Raw genomic sequence first — 22,607 nt, 5'->3', positions numbered from 1 at the left:
CGAGGTCTCATTTTACAATACTTTGGAGAACTTTATGGTTAAAAAAAGCTTTATGGGTTTTGTATTAACGGGTATTCTTAGTGTGGGAATTGTTGGGGCTAAGACTTTAGCCACAGTAACTTTCCCAGACACACAAACAAGCAAAAAGAAAGGCAGACATGGTAGACATAGTAGGTCTGATAAACCCGATGTGGTGAGCATTACAGAGAATGATTTTGATGTGATCAAACAGCGCAACCCCAATTTTGACTTTAATAAACTTAAACCTGAACAAAAAAAAGCCTTACTTGAGCAAGCAATTAATAATCTATTGATTGAAAGAGAAGCTAAAAAAGAGAAATTAGACGATACAGCAGAGTTTGCTAAAAGAATGGCTGGCTATAAAAAACAGCTACTTGTAGAAATTTGGGCTAAACGCCAAGCAGAGTCAATTGGTAAAGAGGATATTCCAGAAGATCAACTAAGAAAATATTACCAAGCCAATAAGGCGCAATTTGTCCAACAAGAAGCCCAAGCAAGACATATTCTTGTCAAAACAGAAGCCGATGCTAAACGGGTGATCTCTGAGCTTAATAAAACCCCTAAAACCCGTATAGAAAAAGAGTTTATTGAAATTGCTAACCGCGAATCCATTGATCCAAATACCAAAAATTCCAAAAATGGGGGGGATTTAGGTAAATTCCAAAAAAACCAAATGGCGCCTGAGTTTTCTAACGCTGTTTTTGCTCTTAAACCCGGTAGCTACACTAAAACCCCTGTAAAAACAGAATTTGGCTACCATGTTATCTATCTGATGAGTAAAAACGAACCCAAAATGCCTACTTTTGAACAAGCCAGACAAACCATTATTGGTATTCTTAAAGAACACCAATTCCAAGAATATGTCAAGGGGGAATTGGAAAAATTGCGTAAAAATGTACGGATTAATATTGTCCAAGATTGAGAGGCTTAAATGCTAGTAAAGGGAAGTGAGATTCTTAATAAAGCCCATAAAGAGGGCTATGGAGTGGGGGCGTTTAATTTTGTCAATGTAGAGATGTTGCGGGCTATCTTTGAGGCGGCTGATAGCGCCCAATCGCCCTTAATCGTGCAGGCTAGCGAGGGGGCGATTAAATATTTAGGCATAGACATGGTTTTAAGTCTAGTACACACAATGGCCAAACGCTACCCGCAGATCCCTGTAGCTTTGCATTTAGATCATGGAACCAGTTTTGAGAGTTGTAAAAAAGCTGTAGATGCGGGTTTTACCTCTGTTATGATTGATGCCTCCCACCACCCTTTTAAAGAAAATTTAGAACTCACCACGCAAGTTGTAGAATACGCCCACGCCCATGGCGTAAGTGTAGAAGCAGAGTTAGGCCGCTTAATGGGTATAGAGGATAATATTTCTGTAGATGAAAAAGAGGCGGTATTAGTTAATCCTAATGAAGCCGAAGAATTTGTCCAAAAAAGCCATGTGGATTATTTAGCCCCAGCCATTGGCACTAGCCATGGGGCGTTTAAATTTAAAGGCGAGCCTAAATTGGATTTTAAACGATTAGTAGAGGTCAAAAAGCGCACCAATATTCCACTGGTACTACACGGGGCTAGCTCCATTCCTGAAGGCGTAAGGCAGGCTTTTTTAGCTACTGGTGGGGATTTAAAAGGGAGTAAGGGCGTGCCCTTTGCTTTTCTTGAGGAAGCGATTAAAGGCGGGGTGAATAAAGTTAATATTGATACAGATTTGCGCCTAGCCTTTATCGCTCAGGTGCGCAAAATGGCACAGGAGAATCCTAGCGAGTTTGACTTGCGCAAGTATTTTAATCCCGGGATTGAAGCGGTAAAAGCTGTAATTGTGGAGCGCATGCAGATTTTGGGTAGCGCACATAAAATTTAAGGAGAATGCATGGCTATTGGAATGGGCGAACTTAAAAAAAATCTAAAAATTGAAATACAAGGCGTACCTTATCGCATTGTAGAGTACCAACATGTCAAACCGGGCAAGGGAGCAGCCTTTGTACGGGCTAAAATCAAGTCTTTTTTAGATGGCAAGGTGATAGAAAAGACTTTTCACGCGGGGGATAAGTGCGAGGAGCCTAATTTATTGCAAAAACCCATGCAATTTCTCTATTTTGACGGGTCGGCTTACCAGTTTATGGATACAGAGAGTTACGAGCAAATTGCATTAAGTAGCGATCAAGTAGGCGAGGCGCCTAAATGGATGTTAGAAGGCTCACAAGTAGATGTACTCTTTCATAATGAAAAGGCTATTTCAGTGGAAGTAGCCCAAGTGGTGGCACTAAAGATCACACAAACCCCGCCTAATTTTAGAGGGGATACCTCTAGTGCAAGTAAGAAACCCGCAACTCTGGAAACTGGCGCTGTGGTGCAAGTGCCTTTCCATGTACTAGAGGGGGAGGTAATTAAAGTTAATACCCAAACTGGGGAGTATTTAGAAAAACTCAAGGGTTAAGATTAAATAAAATTACCCATTGCGCCGTAAAGCCCCTAGCTTTGGCTGTGGGGATAAAGGGCGACATGAGGTTTTGTGCTATAATTGCGGACAGAGTAAGGGCTCAACTCTTGGAGTAGAGGCTGGTAGACCGCCTAGCTACCAAGCCTTGATGATCCTCTCAATCCAGTAAGCTAGAGCGCGGGGAGTATGTCAAAAACTACGCTTAAGCCTACAAGAGCTAAGCGGATTAAAGCACATGCTAAAAAAGTCTATAATCCTTAGGGTAAGGGCTTTACTCTTAAGCTAGTAGAGCTCAGCTTCAAGCTTTATTAATTCTAATCAATCCTGCAAGCTTAAGAGCGCGAGGAGTCAAAAACTAAAGGTTTGCCATGCTTGGGAAAAAAGAGTTATCAGATAAAACTATTTTTTTAGCGGGTGCAAGCGGTGTTATTGGTTATCCGCTAGCAAAAATGTTAGTGGGGGCTGGTTATCCCGTATTTGGTACGACCCGTTTTACTACAAAAGTTGATAAACTAATAGCCATTGGTGTTAAACCCGTTGTTGTAGATGTATTTGATACAGACACACTAGAGCAGGCTATTATGGCAATACAGCCTGAAATTGTTATCCACCAGCTTACCGACTTGCCAGATGGCTTGCCTGCTGATAAAATGCCAGAGGCTTTGGTGCGCAACGCGCGTATCCGTAATGAGGGTACGCATAATCTTGTGCGTGCAGCACAAAAGGCTAGTGTTAAAAAATTCCTAGCCCAAAGTATTGCCTTTGTCTATGCTCCAAGCAACCAACCCCACACAGAAGAATCCCCATTGCTTGATTTTAATGATCCTATTTATGGCCAAACGGCTCAGGCTGTTGATAGCCTTGAACAACAAGTGCTTAATGGTAAGTTTAACACGGCAATTATCTTGCGCAATGGTTGGCTTTATGGCGCAGATTCTGGCTATAAAGCGCCCGTAGAATTTGCCCCCTCCCTGCATGTTGATGCCGCTGTATTTGCCGCCTTTTTAGCAACACAGAGTGATAAAAGCGGTATTTATAATGTCGCTGATCAGGATAAACGATTAGATACTAGTAAATTTTGTAACACATTTCCAGAATGGAGCGCGCAATTTTGCTTACCCACAAAATAACCCCTCAGTTTGATTCACTAAAAACAGTTGGGATATTGCCTTGCGCAAGTTTAATAAGGGTTCTGAGCCACAGGCTAGGGCTTTGATACATAGGCTGCTATAACCCTTTGCTAACCTTGCAGGTAGTGTACTCACCCCCGCATTAAGTTTAGATTGCTCAATAAGTGTTTTGATATTTTCTAAGGATAGGTTTTTGATAAAAAGAATGGCATTAAGATAATGGGTAAAGTCTCCAAACATACAGGGATTTTTTAAATCCATATGCATAGGTTCTAGTAAAGTATTATCTAAAAAGAGGGGCCTTGTAGTGCTATTTTCTTGATAGGAGATATTTAGCGTAGAATGTAGGCGCTTGAAGGCAAAAGTTTCGCCATGGGCGATGCGTCCGGCGGTGATAATTTCGCTATAAAGCAGTTGTGAGTCAGGGTGTAAAATAATAGAGCTGTGGTTTTGAAAATGCGCGTTTTTAAAAGGAATAAGAGGCAGGGGGGAGAAGTCTAAAAAGGCGTGGGGCTTAACTTGGATTTGTGTGTTACGGCTAGCATAGCCATCTTCTGTATCTTGGATTTTCTCAAAACTTTGGCTAGAGAGCTTTAGCTGGCAATGTGGGCCTACTTCTATTTTAATATCATGCGCATCACCCTTTAGCATTCCCGGACTCACCGCAATAAGTATAATCTCTGCGCGATTTCCCTCATAAAAGGGAGGCATGAGTTTAAAGGGGGGGGTGAAATAATTATCCTCAATGATACAACGGCCATTTTGCCCTATCTTAGTTTTTAAATAGAGCTTTGATTCTTGTGGGTAACTGCTTACTTGCTCCATTTTAATCTTCTAAAAGCGCGTATTTTTTAATCCAGCCTATGACGCGATCAAGCCCTTCTTTATTACGGATATTGGTGAATAAAAAAGGTTTCTCACCGCGCATTTTTTTAGAGTCGCGATCCATCACACCCAAATCTGCCCCCACATAGGGTGCTAGATCAATTTTATTAATGATGAGCAGATCAGATCGCGTAATGCCCGGTCCTCCTTTTCTAGGGATTTTATCCCCCTCAGCCACATCAATAACAAAAATTGTAAAGTCGGCTAGCTCTGGGTTAAAGGTGGTAGAAAGATTATCCCCCCCGCTTTCAATAAACATGAGTTGGATATCTGGAAATTTCTTATGCAGTTCCTCTACTGCTTCTAAATTCATGGAGGCATCTTCTCTAATGGCAGTATGTGGGCAACCTCCGGTTTCTACCCCGATGATGCGCTCTCTTGGCATCACTGAATTTTTGCATAAAAATTCAGCGTCCTCTTTGGTGTAAATATCATTAGTAACCACCCCGATACTATAATCTGTACTCATTGCGCGGGTGAGTGCCTCAATTAAAGCCGTTTTTCCACTGCCCACAGGCCCACAAACACCAATTTTAACCATGTGATTCCTTTAAAAGATAAAGATTAAGACATATAAAGTCTGGAGTATAAGTCTTCATGCTGCATGGCTCTAATGTCATTAAGAACACTAGCCGCGCATAGATGTGAAATATCTAAAGATTGTAATGTATTTAAGATATTTTTAAAAGTCTCTTGCAAGGCAAGTAAAATGCGTTGGCCATCATTTTGGGCTAAGGGAATGGTTTTAACGCAGTTAATCACCATGTTAGAGCTCTGGGCGTAGAGATAGTGCTTTAAGCTAACTTCTAAATCAAACCCCATAGAAGCGCAAAAAACCCCATAACTGCTAGCATGCGTGGGGGTTGTACTAGCTTGTGCATAGGCTTTAAAAAAGGGGCTAAAGGGTAAATCTAAAACCAAAAGAGTTTTTAAAAAGCGGCTACCTAGCTTTTGATTAGCTTGGCGCAATTCTAGTGGCGGTGTGGCCAAACACACGCGCTCTTCAATGTCTAAAATATGCCCTAAATGAGGTTTTATATTCTGCTCGCCCTCTTTAGCATGCATATAAACCAGCTTGAGGCTTAAAAGTTCGGTGTATAAAAACTGGGTGGAGAGATTAGCCTGTAAATAGGCAAGCGCGCTTTGTTTATCCTTAACTTCTTTTTGTTGGATATAGGTTTCTAGCCCGAAAGAGTGGGTGTAACTGCCAATGGGAAACATGGCATCATTAATCTGGAGTAATAAAAAATCTGCGTGCATGGCTGTCCTATTTTTTAATCACAATCTGCAAATCTGCACTATCTATAAACTTCATAGGTTTAATATCTAGAAGATCAGCATGGGGAGTGCTTATAGAAATGCGTTTAGAAGCGTCTAATTTACTTTTTAAAACGCCATGTCTAACGCCCAATTTTTCAAATAATACCTGCATGGGCTTTTCAAATGGAGTTTTAAAACTCAAAGGTTGATCGCCATAATAAAGAGAAGCGTGGCGGTTGCCCACTTCATAACAAATTCTAGCCACTTCATCTGTATTAGAAGCATAGGCGCAAAGTACCTCTGTGGGAAGAATATTAATAGCAATGATTTTATGGGCATCTTCAAATAAAATATCCCCATCACGCAAACCCATTTTAGAGGGGTTGCTAAGTTTCATCACCACTTCCACCCCTCCCCTTGAGATAAAGCGTCCCATGCGTTTTTGGCTATCAAACCACTCTAGATCCACAAGGTCTAATTCCTTTAAACAATCCTTTTCGTGGATATTGCCTAAAATGGTTTCTACTAGCAAGCTTTAGCCTTCTTACACCCAGTGTTCAATAAAGAGTAACCAAGCAGGAAGCCAAGCGGTTATAATCCCCTCAATGATAGCAAGCCAAGGGACAAAATTACCTAACTTAATTTTAGCCACTTCCTCAATCCAGCCAGTTAACCAGAGCACACCCCAAGCCAACCAGATAAAGGCCCACCAATCGCCCTCAGTAATGCCTAGAAAGCGGTGAGCTTCAAGCGCATCTGAATAGTGGGATAGAATGGCGGCAGGAATTGTATTGATGGTTACAAATAAGCAGTACCACCCATAAGGACGCCAATCCAAATTAAAGGTGTTATTAATGGCTGCATACAAGTAGGTAACACCGAATAACAAGCCAGTAGCAGGACCATAGAAGTTAATTAAGTGCTGTGATACTTGTTGTATATCTTCTGGTCCTGCTACAAGTGGAGCGGAGTGGAAAGTGGAGTAAACGATAGCCACTATATTACAAACAATAGAGATCCCACCTACAAAGTAGTTCATGACGGCTTTACTTTTGGGATCCACACCAGTAAGCCCACACACACCATTGCTGATCAAAACGATCGCAACATACAATAACACAAGTCCTAGCATTCCTATCCTTTGAACAAACTAGAGATTCTGCTGTTTAAAATAGAAGAATCCTCTGTAACTCCCATTATAAACTAAGAAAGTAAACCCCCACCCCTTTTAAGTTAGCACAAAATACGGGGCTTTTAAGCCCTATTTAAACATAGGAGCCATAAAGCCCCCTCCTATAAAGACTAAAGAACCAAGAAACTAGAACAAGTTGTAGAGTTGAGCCAAGCTAATTTTATCAGCAGCTTTAGAAGTAACTTCCTGCCCGTCTACTTTGACTTTGTAGGTTTCAGGATTGACCTCAATGTGAGCGGTTACATCGTTGAATTTGAGGTCTTTTTTGGTGATGTTGCGGCAATTTTTCACAGGCAATACTTTTCTTTGTAAGCCAAGTTCATGTTTGATGCCATTTTCATAAGCCACTTTAGATACAAAAGTGATGTTAGTATCAAATTTAGCTTTGCCGTGGTGGCCAAACATTTCGCGGTAGTAAACAGGTTGGGGAGTGGGGATAGAAGCGTTAGCATCGCCCATTTGAGAGAGTGCGATCATGCCCCCTTTAATGATCATGTTAGGTTTAATGCCAAAGAAAGCCGGACTCCAAAGAACCAAATCTGCAAATTTGCCCACTTCTACAGAGCCTACATACTCAGAAATCCCATGCGCGATAGCGGGGTTAATGGTGTATTTGGAGATGTAGCGTTTGATGCGGAAGTTGTCATTATCGCCTTTTTCTTCCTTCAAGCGGCCAAATTCTTTTTTGTTTTTATCTGCAGTTTGCCAAGTGCGGGTGATCACTTCGCCTACACGCCCCATAGCTTGGGAGTCAGAGCTAGTGATAGAGAAAATACCCATGTCATGGAGTTTATCTTCTGCAGCGATGGTTTGGGGGCGAATCCTAGAATCAGCAAATTCCACATCTTCTTTAATGTTTTTATCCAAGTGGTGGCAAACCATCAACATATCCATGTGTTCGGCTTCGGTGTTTTTGGTAAAAGGAATAGTGGGGTTAGTAGAAGCAGGGAGAACATTAAATTCACCAGCCATTTTAATCACATCTGGAGCGTGCCCACCGCCTGCGCCTTCTGTGTGGAAAGTGTGGATAGTGCGCCCTGCAATGGCTTCTAAGGTGTCTTCTACACAGCCAGCTTCATTAAGAGTATCGGTGTGGATAGCCACTTGTACATCATACTCATCTGCAATTTTAAGGGCATGGTGGATAGCTGAGGGTGTGCTGCCCCAGTCTTCATGGATTTTAAAGCCAATAGCGCCGGCTTCAAGTTGTTCAATTAAAGAGGGTTCGTAAGAAACATTACCTTTACCCATGTAGCCCAAATTCATGGCATATTCTTCAGAAGCGCGGAGCATTTCTTTTAAATTCCAATGGCCCGGAGTAATAGTTGTAGCATTAGTACCATCAGCTGGGCCTGTTCCGCCTCCAAGCATGGTTGTAATGCCACTAGCAAAAGCGGTGGGGATTTGTTGTGGAGAAATAAAGTGAATGTGGGTATCAATCCCGCCAGCTGTAACAATCAAACCTTCACCAGCTAGCGCTTCTGTAGCAGGACCTACACAAAGGCGGTTGCAAACGCCATCTTGAATGTCTTTATTGCCGGCTTTACCAATGCCATGGATTTTGCCATCTTTAATGCCAATGTCGGCTTTGTAAATCCCGGTATAGTCTACAATTAGCGCATTAGTGATCACCAAGTCTAATTCATGGCTGCTGGGGCTATTTGTTTGGCCCATTCCATCGCGGATAGTTTTCCCGCCCCCAAATTTGATTTCTTCGCCATAAGTGGTGCAATCATGCTCTACTTCTAAAATCAGATCTGTATCGCCTAGTCTGACTTTATCGCCTGTAGTGGGGCCATACATAGAAACATATTCTTTTCTGGAGATTTTTTTCATCGCTTGTCCTTTCCTTATTTATTATGGTCGCAACCGCAGTTAATGGTGCCGAAATGTTTTTCTTTTGCGCGTTTAAGGGCTAGTTTTTTGCCATCGTGATCGGCTTGTCTATCTACTAGAGCATTAAAGCCATAGATGCGTTTATTGCCACCCACATCAATTAAATGCACGGTTTTTTCTTCGCCAGGTTCAAAGCGCACAGCTGTACCAGAGGCGATGTCAAGTCTTTTGCCATAGGCTTTTTCGCGATCGAAGTCTAAGAGTTTATTGACTTCAAAGAAATGGAAATGTGAACCCACTTGTACAGGGCGATCGCCTGTGTTTTTCACTTTGAGTTCGATAGCTTCTTTACCCGCATTTAAAGTGATGTCTTCATTTTTCAAGATCACTTCCCCGGGGTGGTGTTTATCGCTTCCAGCTTCTACGGGAGTGTGGATGGTAACAAGTTTAGTTCCATCGGGAAAATTTGCTTCAATGCCCACTTCATGAATCATATGGGCAACACCGGGCATAACATCATCTGCTTTAAGCAAATTCCTACCCTCTTGCATCAAATCTGCCACGCTTTTTTTACCTGCGCGGGCTTCCTCCATTACATGGGCACTAATTAAGGCTACTGCTTCTGTGTAGTTTAATTTAATGCCTTTTTCTTTGCGTTTTTTGGCCAATTCGCCCGCATAGTGGAGCATTAACTTGTCCAGCTCTTTGGGTGTTAGTTTCATCCTAAACTCCTCTGTATTAAAATATTTATTGGACGGCGTAAACCACCAACGGGGCGCATTCTAACCTTTTTTGACTAATGAGCATTAACATTATTGTTACCAAAGATAATATTATTTATTATGTTTTAATCTTATCAACTAAGTAAGCAAGAAAAGGGAAGGGTAGATAAAATGGCGGAGAGAAAGGGATTTGAACCCTTGAAGGCTTGCACCTTACACGCGTTCCAGGCGTGCTCCTTCAACCACTCGGACACCTCTCCAAAAGCGCTCACTCTAGCATATCTTAGCTAACTACGGGGTTAAATAATAAAATTTGGCTAAAAATCACCCCATCTATTTTCATTTTAAGCGCCTCAAGTACCTGCTGCTCGTGATCAATCACCCATAAAATCCGCGCATCTAATAAATAATCATCTGCTAAATTTTGGTAGTTTTCCGGTTTCTCATAAACCACTAGATAGCTTGGTTTGAAATTTATCATCCATACAAATTCTTTAAGATTTTCTACACCCACCGCATATTTTACCTGCTCTCTGGTGCAATGATCTGCCAAATCAAAGGCATACAAACCAGAGGCTTTAAAATAAATGCAGTCTCTAGCGCTAATCTTAGCGATTTGTTCTACTTGTTCTACTAGCACAAACTGCGGGCATGGGATTTTGGGGTGTCCAAAAACTAACATCAAGATTCTCTTTGTAAACAACTTTGGCTACAATACACGCGCCCATTGCTAAAAAAAGCCTCACGGCTAGAAACATAGGTTTTACAATGCGCGCACTCTAAGAGGCTTTCAACTTGCTGGGAGTTATTTTCTTTGGGTTTTTTAGATCGCAACAACCAAAAAATTCCGCCTATAATAGCAAGCAGTAGTAAGAATTTCAACATAACTCTCCTTTATGGTAAAAATAAACCCGTTTGCCATATACAAAACATTCATGCGGGTTATAGGTGATCTCATTAGCTAGTTGGCTACCCTTATAAAATAAAAAATACCCACCGGGTTTTAAAAAAGGCGTGGCTAAGGCTAGTAAATCTTGAGTGTGCATAAAAGCCCTAGAGGTGATTAAATCCATTTTTTCCATTTCTAAAGGGTTGAGTGTTTGAATCCGGGTGCGTTTGATTTGTAAATTATCTAGGGCAAGCGTGCTTTTAACATGGTGTAAAAAGGCGCTTTTTTTGATATTGGGCTCTACTAGAATAAAGCGCGCATGGGGGCAATATACACTTAAGGGCAAAGCTGGGAAACCCGCACCGCTACCAATATCTAAGCATGTATTAAAAGGTTTAATAAAATCTAAAACCTGAATGCTATCATTAATATGTGCTTTTATATCCTCTAAACTTTTAGCACCACTTAGATTGTGTATGCCATTCCACTCTAAAAGCAAAGTGGCAAAGCGTTTTAGTGTGGGTTTCATAAAATTAACATTCCATCGCCATAGGAATAAAAGCGGTAGTTGTGTTTGATCGCCTGTTTGTAGAGTTCTAAACATTGATCTAGCCCTAACATAGAGGCTACTAGCATGATTAAGCTAGATTGAGGCAAATGAAAATTAGTTAATAAAGCCTGTACATGTTTAACTGGATTACCCGCGTGCAAGAATAGATCACAATGAGGCGTTTTAAAGCCCCTTTTGTAGTGTTCTACTGCTCTTAAGGCAGTTGTACCAATACACAAAATATAAGAGGCATTATCTAGAGCTTGCTGCGTGCTTAAAGGAATGTCTACAAATTCAGAATGCATGCCATGTTCTCTAATATCCTCACATGCCACCCCTAAAAAAGTGCCCGCACCTACATGCAAAGTTAAAAAGGCGTACTTAAAGTGGGCGAGTAAATAGGCCTTAGTGTTTTCTGAAAAATGTAAAGACGCCGTAGGTGCGGCAATAGCCCCTAAATTTTTAGCAAAAACACTTTGATAGTCTTGTAAGTCTTTAATTTCATCTGTGCGTTTAAGATAGGGAGGAATGGGCATGTGGCCTAAGATTTCTAGCATTTTTAAAATTTCTGCCCACTCTAAAAAATGCCCGAATTGCTTAAAAAAGCGCACCAAACGCATGCCATTTGCTAGCATTTCTACCACTTGGCAAAAATATCCATGATCTAATGGTAAAATCAAGCCCGTATGCACCTTGCCCCGGATTTGTACTAAACAAAGATCACCTTTAGGGTGGTGGATTAAAATTTCAACTAAACTACCGCTCTTTTTGCGCCCAAATAATCTAGCTTTAATCACTTTAGTATCATTTAAAACAACCAACGCATCTTGGGGGAAAAATTCAAAGATATTAGCAAAGGTGGTGTGGGTGAGGCGATTTTTTGCGCGCTCATAGATCATTAGCTTTGCCTGCTCTTTAGGTTTAATTGGGTGTGAGGCAATTAGGTGCTGGGGCAGGTGGTAGGTGTAGCTAGTGCGTAGAAATTCTCTAGGAATGCTCATTTTCTTCTTCTTTAGAGGCAGGATTAACCCATTTGGCAATTAAAATAGAAAGACCATAAAGGCCCATAAGAGGTAGAGCCATTAAAATTTGACTCATCACATCTGGGGGCGTGATAATAGCGGCTATGGTAAAGATAAGCACAATGGCGTATTTAAAAAACCCCTTAAGGCTTTCATCAGTGATCAAACCTATTTTGGCTAGAAAAAAAACCAATACAGGCAACTCAAACGCAACACCAAAGCCTAAAATCAGTTGCATAAAAAAACTCACATAACTAGAAGCTGAAATATTGGCCTCAAACATGGCGCTTCCAAAGTTTGCTAGATAATGGATAATAAAGGGAAAAACCACATAATAAGAAAAACACGCCCCAGCAACAAACATCACACTCCCAAAGAATACAAAGGGTAGTACCATCTTTTTTTCATTCTTATAAAGCCCGGGAGCTATAAAAAGCCACATTTGCCAAAAGATAACAGGCATAGATACTGTTAAAGCCGCAAAAAAGCTTACCTTAATAGCTACCATAATGCCCTCAATGGGTGAGATTTGGATTAATTTACCTTGATAAGAAGTTTTGATCCATTCAAAAATAACTTGCCAAAAATGAAAACATAAGCCAAAGGCTATAATGAGTACAATAATTGAGATCAATAAACGCTTACGCAGATCTTCTAAATGGGGTTTGAGATCTTCAAGCATGCGAATCGTTTGTGGGGAGTTTTTCTAAGCTAACTTTAGGTTTTTCATCTACCTCTACTTCTTGAGATAAAGAGTCTAATGGGTTTTGTGTGGCAATGCTTGTAAGGGTGCTTTTAAAATCCTGAACTTCTTTGAGTTCTTTTACTTCTTCTAGCTCTTGCTTGAGATTGATAAGAGGTTTAGCGCTCTGCTCAAAGCGCTTTTTATACTCTAATGATTCTTGCTTGAGTTCTTCAATGTGGATTTCTTTATCTAGGGTTTCTTTAGCCTCATTGAGGGCTTTTTTAACCGCTCTAAAAAATCTAGCCATATCTAGCATGGCTTGAGGGAATTTTTCAGGCCCTAAAAAGATAATGGCCACCACCACGATCACCACCAACTCAAAAAATCCCATTCCAAACATACACACCTCACTTAATAAATGTTCCCATTATAGCACACCACTCTTTTATATTTTTAATTCTTTTATAAGTTAGATTTTAATAAAATAAGCCTTTCTTTCTAGGCAAAGTTGGTTCCTACTAGGAACTTGGCAGACACAATTCAAGGATACCCAAAATGGAAAACAAAAACCCTAACAAAGCAACTAAAAATAGCGTTTCTAATAAGCAAAATTTCCCGCAAGAAAAATTAGAAAAACTTTTCCAAGAACCCCACCCTACCGTCTCTTATGAACGCATTATTGATGTTATCCAAAAAATCCCCACTACATCTCAGTTAAAGAAAATTAAAGAGTTGGTGGCTAAATATAATAAAACCCTTGTCCACTCCTCTGAGTACGCCCACACCTCTTTATCTTCTCTTGAGCATAAAAATTTGCGCAAGAAATCTAAAGTCTTAGAATATGATATAGAGGAAAACTTAGATTTTATCAAAGAAAAAGAACTACCAGAATGGTCAAGAAGCGATAGCCCTGTGCGCATGTATTTGCGCGAAATGGGCGAAATCCCACTTCTAAGCAAAGAGGAAGAGGTGTATTTAAGCAAGCAAATTAAACTGGGTGAGAACATTATTTTAGATGCTATTTGCTCTGTGCCCTATTTGATTGATTTTATCTACAACTACAAAGAGGCTTTAATCAACCGCGAAAGGCGCGTAAAAGAGCTGTTTAGAAATTTTGATAACGAAGGGAGCATGGCTAAAAAAGATGAAGATGTTGAAATAGAGGATAGTGAAGAGGAAGACATACCAGAGGTTAAAAGAAACTCTTCTGATAAGGATAAAAAGCGGGTAGAAGAAGTGCTTGAAAGTTTTAAAGCTTTAAACAAGGCCAAAAAGGAATGGCTTAAACTTTTAAACACGCCGGTAGAAGAACAAGAAGATCCGCTTTTACATGCTTTAACTCTAGCTTATAAATGCCGCGTTCTTAAAGAAAAGCTCTACGATTTAGGGCCCACTAGCAAGCTTATTAATGAATTGGTTAAGGCTATGGAAACCTCGCTTAAAAGCGATGATGGTTTTGAAAAAGAGCTCAAACGCCTAGAGTATAAACTCTCTTTATTCAATGAAAGTTTGATTGAAAACCATAAAAATATCCTTAAAAATATCACCACGATGAGCCGCGAAGAAATCATTGCGATGATGCCAGAGGCAACCATGATTGGCGTTTATATGGAGATTAAAAAGCTCTTCCAAACCAAAGAGGCTAGCAAAGACGGGTTTAATTTAGAACCTAGTAAATTAAAAGAAATTTTAAGTCAGATCAAACGGGGCAAGTTGATTTCAGATAGGGCCAAAAATAAAATGGCGCGCTCTAACTTGCGCCTAGTGGTGAGCATTGCTAAGCGCTACACTTCACGCGGGCTACCTTTTTTAGATTTAATCCAAGAGGGCAATATTGGCCTAATGAAAGCTGTAGATAAGTTTGAGCATGAGAAAAATTACAAGTTTTCCACTTATGCCACTTGGTGGATCAAACAGGCTATTAGCCGCGCAATTGCCGATCAAGCCCGCACAATCCGCATTCCTATCCACATGATTGATACTATCAACCGCATTAATAAAGTCATGCGCAAATACATGCAAGAAAATGGCAAAGAGCCAGATTTGGATTTAGTGGCTAAGGAGGTGGGTTTACCTTTGGATAAGGTTAGAAATGTGATTAAGATCACTAAAGAGCCCATTAGTTTAGAATCGCCAGTGGGTAATGATGATGATGGCAAGTTTGGAGATTTTGTGGAGGATAAAAATGTGGTTGGCTCTATGGAGCATATCATGCGCGAAGATTTAAAAGCCCAAATTGATGGCGTACTTGATCAGCTCAATGAGCGCGAAAAATCAGTGATTCGCATGCGTTTTGGCCTGTTAGAAGATGAGAGCGATCGCACCTTAGAGGAAATTGGTAAAGAACTCAATGTAACCAGAGAGCGGGTACGCCAAATTGAAAGTAGCGCGATTAAGAAATTGCGCAGTCCTCAGTATGGCCGTTTGCTTAGAAGTTATTTGCGTATCTAAATGACAACCCCGCCCCAGAGTCTTTTGTTTTTGTGCTTGGGCAATATTTGCCGCTCCATGTTGGCTCTGGGCATTGCTACACACATCATCAAGGCTAAGGGTTTGAATTTAAAAGTAGATGCTGCGGGTATATCCTCTTTTCATCAAGGTCAGCCGCCCCACCCGCCCATTATCAAACTTGCTCAAAAACACGGAATAAACATCGCCCATTTTAAAAGCAAGCCCATCACTCAGAGTTTAGCTAATTCTTATGATTGGATTATTGCTATGGATACTAGTAATATTAAATCTCTAAACGATCTTCACATCTCCCATTTACATGTCTACAAACTAGGGGATTTTGGGCTAGGTGGTGTGGATATTCCAGACCCTTATACTTTTACCCAAGAGAAAGACTTAGAAGAGGTCTATAAAATGATTGATCTAGGCGTACAAACCTTGCTTTCAACTTATGTTTAGAATAATCCTTCTTGTTTTAGCGCTATGTGTAGGCGTGTTAGCCAAAGAAAAGCCCCTACTTGATCTGCTTAGACTCCCCCAAAAGGCGACCTATTATTTACCCAAACACAGCCTACCCTCTCCATCTAAAAAAAAGCTTAAAGCTCTTTATCTCAAACAATGGTATGCCCCTTGGGTGGATATGGCTATCATGCAAGATCAAAAAGAAGTTTTTTGGATGCTAGATACTTTAAATACAATAGGCTATAAGGAGGGAGGAGATCCTTATGATCTAAAAACTTTGCAAGATCTTTTTAAGAGCATGGATACTACTCATTATCCTAGTGTTGCAATTAAAGCCATTGTAGTTAGAGATAGCTCTGTACGCGCTGTGCCTACAGATATGGCTTATTACCGCAGTAAAGATGATTATCCCTTTGATCGCTGGCAAAATTCTATGATCTTTGCGGGTACACCGGTGCTTATCACCCATTACAACACCACTAAAACTTATGCGCATATCCAAAGCAGTTTTGTTTATGGGTGGGTTAAAGTAGAAAATTTAGCCCGCATCACCCCTGCTGATATTCAAAAATTTTTAAGCTTTAAAGACTATCTCACCCCTACCCAAGATAAAATCCCCTTGCGTAATTCTAATAGGCATTTTGTAAGCTATGCACACATGGGCGAAATTTTTATCCAAGTACCCCATACTTTTAAGCAAGTTTATACCTATGCTAAAGATACAAACGGATTTGTTAAACTTATCCCCACTTACATGGACTCTAAAAAATTCACAACTTTCCCCAGACCTCTTAATACTAGAGTGATGGCGGCTGTAATTGATACCATGCTAGGCCAAAAATATGGCTGGGGGGGAGCCAATCAAAACCGCGATTGTTCAGCCTTTACTAGAGATAGTTTTGCAAACTTTGGGATTTTACTGCCTAGAAATTCCCTTGCTCAGGTGCGTTATGCAAATAACATGGTGGATTTAAGCCATATGAAAGCAAGGAGTAAAGAAGCCTACATTATCAAACATGCCACCCCCTTTGCCACCATTCTTTGGCTTAAGGGGCATATTATGCTTTATTTAGGTGTGCGCCATAGAAGAGCTATTGTTGCGCATAATGTGTGGGCTATCTCTGTTTCTAGGCTATCTAAAAAACACATCTATAATATCGGTAAAGCCGTGATCACAACCCTTAATTTAGGCAAAGAACACCAAGGGTTATTGACTCATTCAAATTTACTCATTGATCGCATACAGGGCATGTCAGATTTATATAACTATGCTATTAATTTACCCGATACGCCCCAAAGTCTGTAATGGTTAAATTGTTTGGGTATAAAACATGCTAAAATCCGCCATTCTGCGTAAAAGGGAAAGCGATGAATAATGAGTTTGATGTGGTGATTGTGGGGGGTGGTGTTTCTGGGTGTGCAGCCTTTTTTGTGTTAAGTCAATACACCGATCTTAAAAGAATTGCCATTGTGGAGAGAAATGGGGCGTTGGCTAAGGTAAGTTCTAATGCTAAAGCCAATTCACAAACTATCCATGATGGCTCTATTGAAACCAATTACACAGCACAAAAGGCGCGCAAGGTTAAACTAGGTGCTTATAAAGTGCGCCATTATGCGCTTAATAAAGGGTTACAAAATAAAGTCATTTTTGAAATGCAAAAAATGGCTATTGGGGTGGGCGATAAGGAATGTGCCTTTATTGCTAAGCGGCATGAAGAATTCCAAGAAATTTATCCCGGGCTAACTTTTTTTGACAAGGCTAAAATCAAAGAAATTGAACCTAAGATAATTGTAGAAGATCATGGCTTAGATCGCCCCGAAGATGTGGTGGGGAGTGGATTTGAAAAAGATTGGTGTGCGATGAATTTTGCTCTTTTAAGCCAAAATTTTGTTGAAGAAGCCATGCAAATTAAGCCCCAAAACCAAGTATTTTTTAACTTCAAGGTTAAAAAAATTGAAAAACGCTTAGGCGATTGGGCGCTTATCTCCCATGACTCTGATGAAATCTATGCCAAATTTGTGCTAGTTAATGCGGGTTCTTACTCTTTACCCCTAGCCCAGTCTATGGGTTATGGTTTAGATTTGGGTTGTTTGCCTGTAGCGGGGAGTTTTTATTTTGTGCCTGATTTATTACGCGGTAAGGTTTATACCGTGCAAAACCCTAAACTCCCCTTTGCGGCCTTACATGGCGATCCAGATGTGGTGATTAAGGGAAAAACTCGCATCGGACCCACAGCTTTAGCTATGCCCAAGTTAGAGCGCAATAAATGCCTCTTTGGGGGAATTAGTTGGGAACTCTTTAAAATGGATTGTAATAAAGATGTTTTAGGCATTGTCTTTGATCTTTTCTCTGAGAGAGACATTAGAAATTATGTGTTTAAAAATATGGTTTTTGAAATCCCCTATATTGGTAAACGCAAATTCTTACACGATGCGCGTAAAATTATCCCCTCTCTTTCTTTAAGCGATTTGCATTATGCGCATGGATTTGGTGAAGTACGCCCTCAGGTGTTAGATCGCACTAAGAAAAAATTAGAGTTAGGCGAAAAGAAGGTACTAACCCATCAGGGCATTACTTTTAATATGACTCCCTCCCCGGGCGCAACCAGTTGTTTAGAAAATGCGCTAGTAGACTCTCAAGAAATTACGAAATATTTAGGCGTTGATTTTCATTTGGAGCGTTTTTATCAAGATTTATCGCCTGAGGAATTAGAGACACTTAAATCAGGTTAAAATTTATGGCTGGACTTTTTAAATGGGTTTAGATACCCATTTTTTAGAAATTAAAACCCCACTACACACACTTCTTCTTCTAGGGCAATGTTAAAGGCGTTTAAAACGCGCTCTTTAGCTAAAGTGATGAGCTCTATAGCTTCCTCAAAGTGAGCGCCCCCTAGATTGATTAAGAAGTTAGCATGGGTATTTGCAAAACCCACATGCCCTAAATTAAAACCTCTTAACCCGGCCATTTCTAATAATCGCCCGGCAAAATCCCCCGGTGGGTTTTTAAAACAACTCCCAAAACTAGGCTTTTTAGGGTGATTTTTGCGCATGATCATGCATGCTTTAAGCACTTCTATACGAAAACCCGGTATCTTTTTTAAGCGCACTTTAAAAATAACACCTACAATCTGGCTAGAACGGTAAGTTAGATGCAAATTTTCTATCCCTAACCATTTGCCATTAACATTAGCCTCTAGTAGAATGTCTTTAAATTCATAAGTTTTCATGCCCGCATTCATCTTAACAAGCCCCCCCACACTACCGGGTAATGCCCCCAAAAACTCCAGCCCGTATAAATTATGATCTCTAAAATACCCAAAGAGTTTTTGCGCGTTAGTGCGCGCGCCCACTTCTATATAAGAACCACAATCTACAATGTAATCAAAACATGAATCTAACATGGCCAAATTTTTAGCCTTAGAAGAGACCAAAAGATTATTGGCTAAGCCTATCATGAATAAACCCGCATAATCCCCACATTGCCTAAGTACCCTCACTTTAACCCTACTCCCGATCTTAACACTAGAATACCGGGAAAAGTCTATCACTTCCATGAGAAAATTTTAGGAGATAATCTTAGGGATAAGTTTAAAAAGAGTAGAGGTGTAGTCTAAAAGCATGTTTAACATCCAAGGCATCGTAAAAATAATGACAGCAATTACAGCCAAAATCTTAGGTACAAAGGAAAGAGTCATCTCATTAATTTGGGTTGTGGCTTGAAAAATGCTCACAAGTAGCCCCACCACCAAACCCACTAGCAAAACAGGCAAAGAAATCATCAAAGTGATCTTATAGGTTTCAATGGCTAGTTTCATTAGTTGGGCTTCCATGGTAGTTCCTACATAAATTCCTGCAGTTTGTTAGCATGTGCCATCCACTTTTGCATGGCTTCATAGTCTTGCTTTTCTAGCATGGATTTAGCGTGATTTATCTCTTTAATAAAAACCTCTATCGCCTCTAAAATATGCTGTTGGTTTTGTTCAAATACGCTTTTCCACATAATAGGCGAGCTTTTAGAAAGCCTACTCATGTCTTTAAACCCGCCTGCGGCTAAAGACAAAATAGTTTGTGGGCTTTTTTGAGAAAGCACAACATTGGCCAATGCATAGCTAATCACATGGGGCAAGTGGCTCACAAAAGAAATATGGCTATCATGCGCGCATGCATCCATTTCTACCATCTGCATACCAATAGCGCTAAAAATATCCTTAGCCCGCTCTAAATGTTTGGCTTCATTTTGCTCACAATCTACTAAGATCACAATTTTATGGCGGTATAACCCTTTTAATGCGGCCTTTGGGCCATAAAACTCTGTTCCACACATGGGGTGGCTGGTAATAACCTGCGAGCGGATTTTAGACGGGATAGATTTAATAATTTGCATCTTAGCCCCGCCTAATTCAATAATGGTTGTTTCTTGATTCACTTCTAATTGCTGCAAAATTTGTACAATCCCATCTAAAGGAATGGCTAAAAAGAGTACTTGGCATGCCCTTATGCTTACTAAGTCCACACACTCCTCTACTAACCCAAGATTAAGCGCCATTTGGGCGTGCAAAGCATTATTATCATAGCCTAAAATACGCTTGATACCCAGTTGTGCACGCACTTCTTGCAAGGCTAGCCCCATTGACCCCCCCATTAAGCCTAGCCCGATAATACCAACTTGCATTAATGATTGATCAAAGCAACGCTTAAAACATCTTCTATCGTCTGCACTGCTTTAATTTCCATGTGATCTTGGACTTCTTGTGGAATATCCTTAAGGTCTCTTTTGTAGTTTTTCTCAGGAATTAGGGCAGTTTTAATACCAGCCTTAAAACTAGCAATGAGTTTTTCTTTAAGCCCACCAATGGGCAACACGCGCCCGCTTAGGGTTAATTCCCCCGTCATCGCCACATCTGAGCGTACCTTTTTTTCACACAAAATAGAGGCAATACTAGTAGCCATTGTAATACCCGCACTAGGGCCATCTTTAGGAGTTGCCCCCTCTGGTACATGTAAGTGAATATCATAGAGATTATAAATTTTACTCTCTTTAGCTTTTTTCTTTTTAGCGTTAATCACTTCTTCATCTAAGAGCAATTTAACCACAGAGTGTGCAATGTAAGCTGATTCTTTCATCACCTCGCCTAAACTCCCTGTTAGTTTTAAATTGCCCTTACCCTTGATTTTAATCGCTTCAATCTTTAACACATCTCCACCTACACTTGTCCATGCTAAACCATTGACAATTCCTATCGCGTCCTCTTTATCCACTGGATCGATCTCAAAGACAATTTTGTCTAAGAATTCAGGGATATTCTCCTGCGTGATCGTAATTTTTCTACCTCTTTTCTTTTCGTCCTCTTCTTTGGTGTGTAAAATCTTTTTAGCGCATTTACGCATGATCGTAGCAATCGTGCGCCGCAAACCTCTTACCCCAGCCTCGCGGGTGTATTTTTCAATTAAAAGTTTAACGGCTTCTGGTTTAAACACCACCTCAGTAGGTTTAAGCGCATGTTTTTTAAGTTCCTGAGGGATAAGGTAATTAGTTGCGATTTGTTCCTTTTCTTGTGGTGTGTAGCTAGAAACACTGATAAATTCTAAGCGATCGCGCAGTGGAGCGGGGATCGTGGCAATATCATTAGCCGTAGCGATAAAAATGATTTTAGAGAGGTCTATATTAAAATTTGTGTAATAATCCCTAAAGCTAGTGTTTTGCTCTGGATCTAAAATTTCTAAAAGTGCGCTAGCTGGATCGCCTCTGATACTTCTATCTACCTTATCAATTTCATCTAAAACCATCACACAATCCATCTTTTTAGCCTCAATCAAACCCTGTACAATACGCCCGGGCATAGAACCCAAATAAGTACGCCGGTGCCCTCTTAACTCATTAACATCTTCTAACCCACCTAAGGCAATGCGCACAAGCGGGCGACCAATAGCCTTAGCAATGGAGTTAGCTAAGCTTGTTTTACCCACACCAGGGGGGCCATAAAAACATAAAATTGTGCCCTTAATATCTTTATTTTCCTGTTTTCTTAAGCGCAATAATTCCATTGTGGCAAAATATTCCACGATGCGCTCTTTGGGTTTTTCTAGGCTATAGTGATCGATATTAAGTTGCTTTTCTACCTCCTTAATGGAGAGCTTTTTTTGGCTATATTGTCCAAAGGGAATATCTAACACCCACTCAATGTAATTTTGCAAAATCCCTACATCTGAACTATCTTGGTGGATACGGCTGAGTCGTTCAATTTGTTTTTTAATCTCCTTATGTATTTCTTTAGTGATAAAAGGTTCAATAGCGTTGAGCTTTTGGGTGTATTCTTGGATTTCCTCATCGCGTTGCTTATCAATGCCCAATTCTTTTTGGATTTGTTTGAGCTGTTCTTTAAGAAAATACTCCTTATTAACCTGCTCCATTTTGCTATGCACCTTGCTTTTAATCTCTTTTTGTAATTTCTGGGTTTTAATCTCCTCCATCACTAAATCAATGAGATTTAACAAACGCCACTCTGTATCATCGTTGGCAAAAAGGGCATAAGATTGATCGCGTTTGAGCCGCAAGGCAGAGGCCACTAAATCTACAATGCGGTTTGGATCGCTATTATCATCAATGGCCTTGAGTAAATCCGGTGGAAAAAACTGGCTGATATTAGCTAGATTAGCCACTTTTTCTTTTAAAATATCAACCATTGCGTTAATTTTATCGGTATCGTATTCTTTATAAGTGATTACATCTACCATTGCCTCTAAGGGGTCTTGAGACTCAATGGCTAACACCTTTCCTTTACAAATCCCTTGAAACAAAATTTTCATGCGATTATCCGGTAAAACCACCTTGCGCACGATTGAGCCAATCACCCCCACATCATAAAATTTATTTTGCTCTAAGCCATCGTGGTTGGCTTTCATGCAACTTACAAAGACAAGATCGTTTTTTTCTTGGGTTGCTTTGTTAGCTGCTTTAATATTAGCTTCGCTATGGATAAAAATAGGTGCAATCATGAAAGGATACATGAAAGTATCCTCTTCAACGATTACAGGTACAACACTGGGAAACTTTTCTGTCATTTT

25 protein-coding genes and 1 tRNA gene are annotated in these 22,607 nt (G+C 40.3%); 8 read left to right on the top strand and 18 right to left on the bottom strand.

The window, feature by feature from the left end:
* Positions 1–34 precede the first annotated feature (34 nt).
* From G6Q00_RS03150 to G6Q00_RS03135, 4 genes are all read left to right on the top strand, one after another.
* Positions 35–943, top strand: coding sequence for a peptidylprolyl isomerase (locus G6Q00_RS03150; protein ID WP_205426472.1), 909 nt, complete (start codon positions 35–37; stop codon positions 941–943).
* Positions 944–952: 9 nt separating this feature from the next.
* Positions 953–1,876 carry a class II fructose-bisphosphate aldolase gene (locus G6Q00_RS03145; RefSeq protein ID WP_163531979.1) on the top strand — a complete coding sequence of 308 codons (924 nt, stop codon included), beginning with the start codon at positions 953–955 and terminating at the stop codon, positions 1,874–1,876.
* A 9-nt stretch (positions 1,877–1,885) separates the two neighbouring features.
* Complete coding sequence (efp, locus tag G6Q00_RS03140; protein WP_163499026.1) at positions 1,886–2,452, top strand: elongation factor P; 567 nt, start codon at positions 1,886–1,888, stop codon at positions 2,450–2,452.
* Between the two features lie 371 nt (positions 2,453–2,823).
* Positions 2,824–3,585: an NAD-dependent epimerase/dehydratase family protein gene (locus tag G6Q00_RS03135; protein ID WP_163531978.1), complete on the top strand. Its 762-nt coding sequence runs from the start codon at positions 2,824–2,826 to the stop codon at positions 3,583–3,585.
* On the opposite strand, the gene G6Q00_RS03130 is transcribed toward G6Q00_RS03135, so the two are convergent.
* The 14 genes from G6Q00_RS03130 to tatB form a co-directional block, all read right to left on the bottom strand.
* Positions 3,571–4,410 (bottom strand): urease accessory protein UreD, encoded by an 840-nt coding sequence (locus G6Q00_RS03130; protein ID WP_163531977.1) that lies wholly within the window; start codon positions 4,408–4,410, stop codon positions 3,571–3,573. The genes G6Q00_RS03135 and G6Q00_RS03130 overlap by 15 nt on opposite strands.
* A 1-nt stretch (position 4,411) precedes the next feature.
* Positions 4,412–5,011, bottom strand: a complete 600-nt coding sequence (ureG, locus tag G6Q00_RS03125; protein ID WP_163499023.1) for an urease accessory protein UreG — start codon at positions 5,009–5,011, stop codon at positions 4,412–4,414.
* A gap of 23 nt (positions 5,012–5,034) precedes the next feature.
* The gene (locus G6Q00_RS03120) at positions 5,035–5,730 is read right to left on the bottom strand and encodes an urease accessory protein UreF (RefSeq protein ID WP_163531976.1); all 696 of its coding nucleotides are present in this window, start codon (positions 5,728–5,730) and stop codon (positions 5,035–5,037) included.
* Positions 5,731–5,737: 7 nt separating this feature from the next.
* A complete protein-coding gene (locus G6Q00_RS03115; RefSeq protein ID WP_163531975.1) occupies positions 5,738–6,262 on the bottom strand; it encodes an urease accessory protein UreE in 525 nt (174 codons plus the stop codon).
* 12 nt (positions 6,263–6,274) lie between these two features.
* The gene (locus G6Q00_RS03110) at positions 6,275–6,862 is read right to left on the bottom strand and encodes an AmiS/UreI family transporter (protein WP_163499020.1); all 588 of its coding nucleotides are present in this window, start codon (positions 6,860–6,862) and stop codon (positions 6,275–6,277) included.
* A 186-nt stretch (positions 6,863–7,048) separates the two neighbouring features.
* Positions 7,049–8,758, bottom strand: a complete 1,710-nt coding sequence (ureB, locus tag G6Q00_RS03105) for an urease subunit beta (protein WP_163531974.1) — start codon at positions 8,756–8,758, stop codon at positions 7,049–7,051.
* Positions 8,759–8,772: 14 nt separating this feature from the next.
* A complete protein-coding gene (ureA, locus tag G6Q00_RS03100) occupies positions 8,773–9,480 on the bottom strand; it encodes an urease subunit alpha (protein WP_163531973.1) in 708 nt (235 codons plus the stop codon).
* A gap of 172 nt (positions 9,481–9,652) precedes the next feature.
* Positions 9,653–9,740, bottom strand: a tRNA-Ser gene (locus G6Q00_RS03095).
* 23 nt (positions 9,741–9,763) lie between these two features.
* The gene (locus G6Q00_RS03090) at positions 9,764–10,162 is read right to left on the bottom strand and encodes a hypothetical protein (RefSeq protein WP_240330952.1); all 399 of its coding nucleotides are present in this window, start codon (positions 10,160–10,162) and stop codon (positions 9,764–9,766) included.
* Positions 10,162–10,365 (bottom strand): PP0621 family protein, encoded by a 204-nt coding sequence (locus G6Q00_RS03085; protein ID WP_163531971.1) that lies wholly within the window; start codon positions 10,363–10,365, stop codon positions 10,162–10,164. Before G6Q00_RS03085 ends, G6Q00_RS03090 begins: the two co-directional genes overlap by 1 nt.
* The gene (rsmG, locus tag G6Q00_RS03080) at positions 10,359–10,898 is read right to left on the bottom strand and encodes a 16S rRNA (guanine(527)-N(7))-methyltransferase RsmG (protein WP_163531970.1); all 540 of its coding nucleotides are present in this window, start codon (positions 10,896–10,898) and stop codon (positions 10,359–10,361) included. The genes G6Q00_RS03085 and rsmG overlap by 7 nt, the downstream gene beginning before the upstream one ends.
* Positions 10,895–11,920, bottom strand: coding sequence for a tRNA preQ1(34) S-adenosylmethionine ribosyltransferase-isomerase QueA (queA, locus tag G6Q00_RS03075; protein WP_205426471.1), 1,026 nt, complete (start codon positions 11,918–11,920; stop codon positions 10,895–10,897). Before queA ends, rsmG begins: the two co-directional genes overlap by 4 nt.
* A complete protein-coding gene (tatC, locus tag G6Q00_RS03070; protein WP_163531969.1) occupies positions 11,907–12,623 on the bottom strand; it encodes a twin-arginine translocase subunit TatC in 717 nt (238 codons plus the stop codon). Before tatC ends, queA begins: the two co-directional genes overlap by 14 nt.
* Positions 12,616–13,026 carry a Sec-independent protein translocase protein TatB gene (gene tatB, locus G6Q00_RS03065; RefSeq protein WP_163531968.1) on the bottom strand — a complete coding sequence of 137 codons (411 nt, stop codon included), beginning with the start codon at positions 13,024–13,026 and terminating at the stop codon, positions 12,616–12,618. The genes tatC and tatB overlap by 8 nt, the downstream gene beginning before the upstream one ends.
* 155 nt (positions 13,027–13,181) lie before the next feature.
* Here tatB and rpoD point away from each other — a divergent pair, with 155 nt between their 5' ends.
* The 4 genes from rpoD (at position 13,182) to G6Q00_RS03045 (ending at position 18,272) form a co-directional block, all read left to right on the top strand.
* Positions 13,182–15,077 (top strand): RNA polymerase sigma factor RpoD, encoded by a 1,896-nt coding sequence (gene rpoD / locus G6Q00_RS03060; protein ID WP_205426470.1) that lies wholly within the window; start codon positions 13,182–13,184, stop codon positions 15,075–15,077.
* Entirely contained in the window at positions 15,078–15,536 is a 459-nt protein-coding gene (locus G6Q00_RS03055) for a low molecular weight protein-tyrosine-phosphatase (protein WP_163531967.1), read from the top strand.
* Entirely contained in the window at positions 15,529–16,845 is a 1,317-nt protein-coding gene (locus tag G6Q00_RS03050; protein WP_163531966.1) for an SH3 domain-containing C40 family peptidase, read from the top strand. Before G6Q00_RS03055 ends, G6Q00_RS03050 begins: the two co-directional genes overlap by 8 nt.
* A gap of 62 nt (positions 16,846–16,907) precedes the next feature.
* On the top strand, positions 16,908–18,272 hold the full coding sequence (locus G6Q00_RS03045) for an FAD-dependent oxidoreductase (RefSeq protein ID WP_163531965.1): 1,365 nt from the start codon (positions 16,908–16,910) through the stop codon (positions 18,270–18,272).
* 50 nt (positions 18,273–18,322) lie between these two features.
* On the opposite strand, the gene G6Q00_RS03040 is transcribed toward G6Q00_RS03045, so the two are convergent.
* From G6Q00_RS03040 to lon, 4 genes are read right to left on the bottom strand one after another with little or no spacing between them, the layout of a single operon-like run.
* Positions 18,323–19,096 (bottom strand): UDP-N-acetylmuramate dehydrogenase, encoded by a 774-nt coding sequence (locus G6Q00_RS03040; protein ID WP_163531964.1) that lies wholly within the window; start codon positions 19,094–19,096, stop codon positions 18,323–18,325.
* A 9-nt stretch (positions 19,097–19,105) separates the two neighbouring features.
* A complete protein-coding gene (fliQ, locus tag G6Q00_RS03035; protein WP_163531963.1) occupies positions 19,106–19,372 on the bottom strand; it encodes a flagellar biosynthesis protein FliQ in 267 nt (88 codons plus the stop codon).
* Between the two features lie 8 nt (positions 19,373–19,380).
* Positions 19,381–20,214 (bottom strand): prephenate dehydrogenase, encoded by an 834-nt coding sequence (locus tag G6Q00_RS03030; RefSeq protein WP_163531962.1) that lies wholly within the window; start codon positions 20,212–20,214, stop codon positions 19,381–19,383.
* On the bottom strand, positions 20,214–22,604 hold the full coding sequence (lon, locus tag G6Q00_RS03025; RefSeq protein ID WP_205426469.1) for an endopeptidase La: 2,391 nt from the start codon (positions 22,602–22,604) through the stop codon (positions 20,214–20,216). The genes G6Q00_RS03030 and lon overlap by 1 nt, the downstream gene beginning before the upstream one ends.
* Positions 22,605–22,607: the final 3 nt, after the last annotated feature.

Origin of the sequence: Helicobacter suis, assembly GCF_902196125.1 — a bacterium.
GTDB classification, from domain to species: domain Bacteria; phylum Campylobacterota; class Campylobacteria; order Campylobacterales; family Helicobacteraceae; genus Helicobacter; species Helicobacter suis_B.
This window is presented reverse-complemented; position numbering and strand designations above follow the sequence as displayed.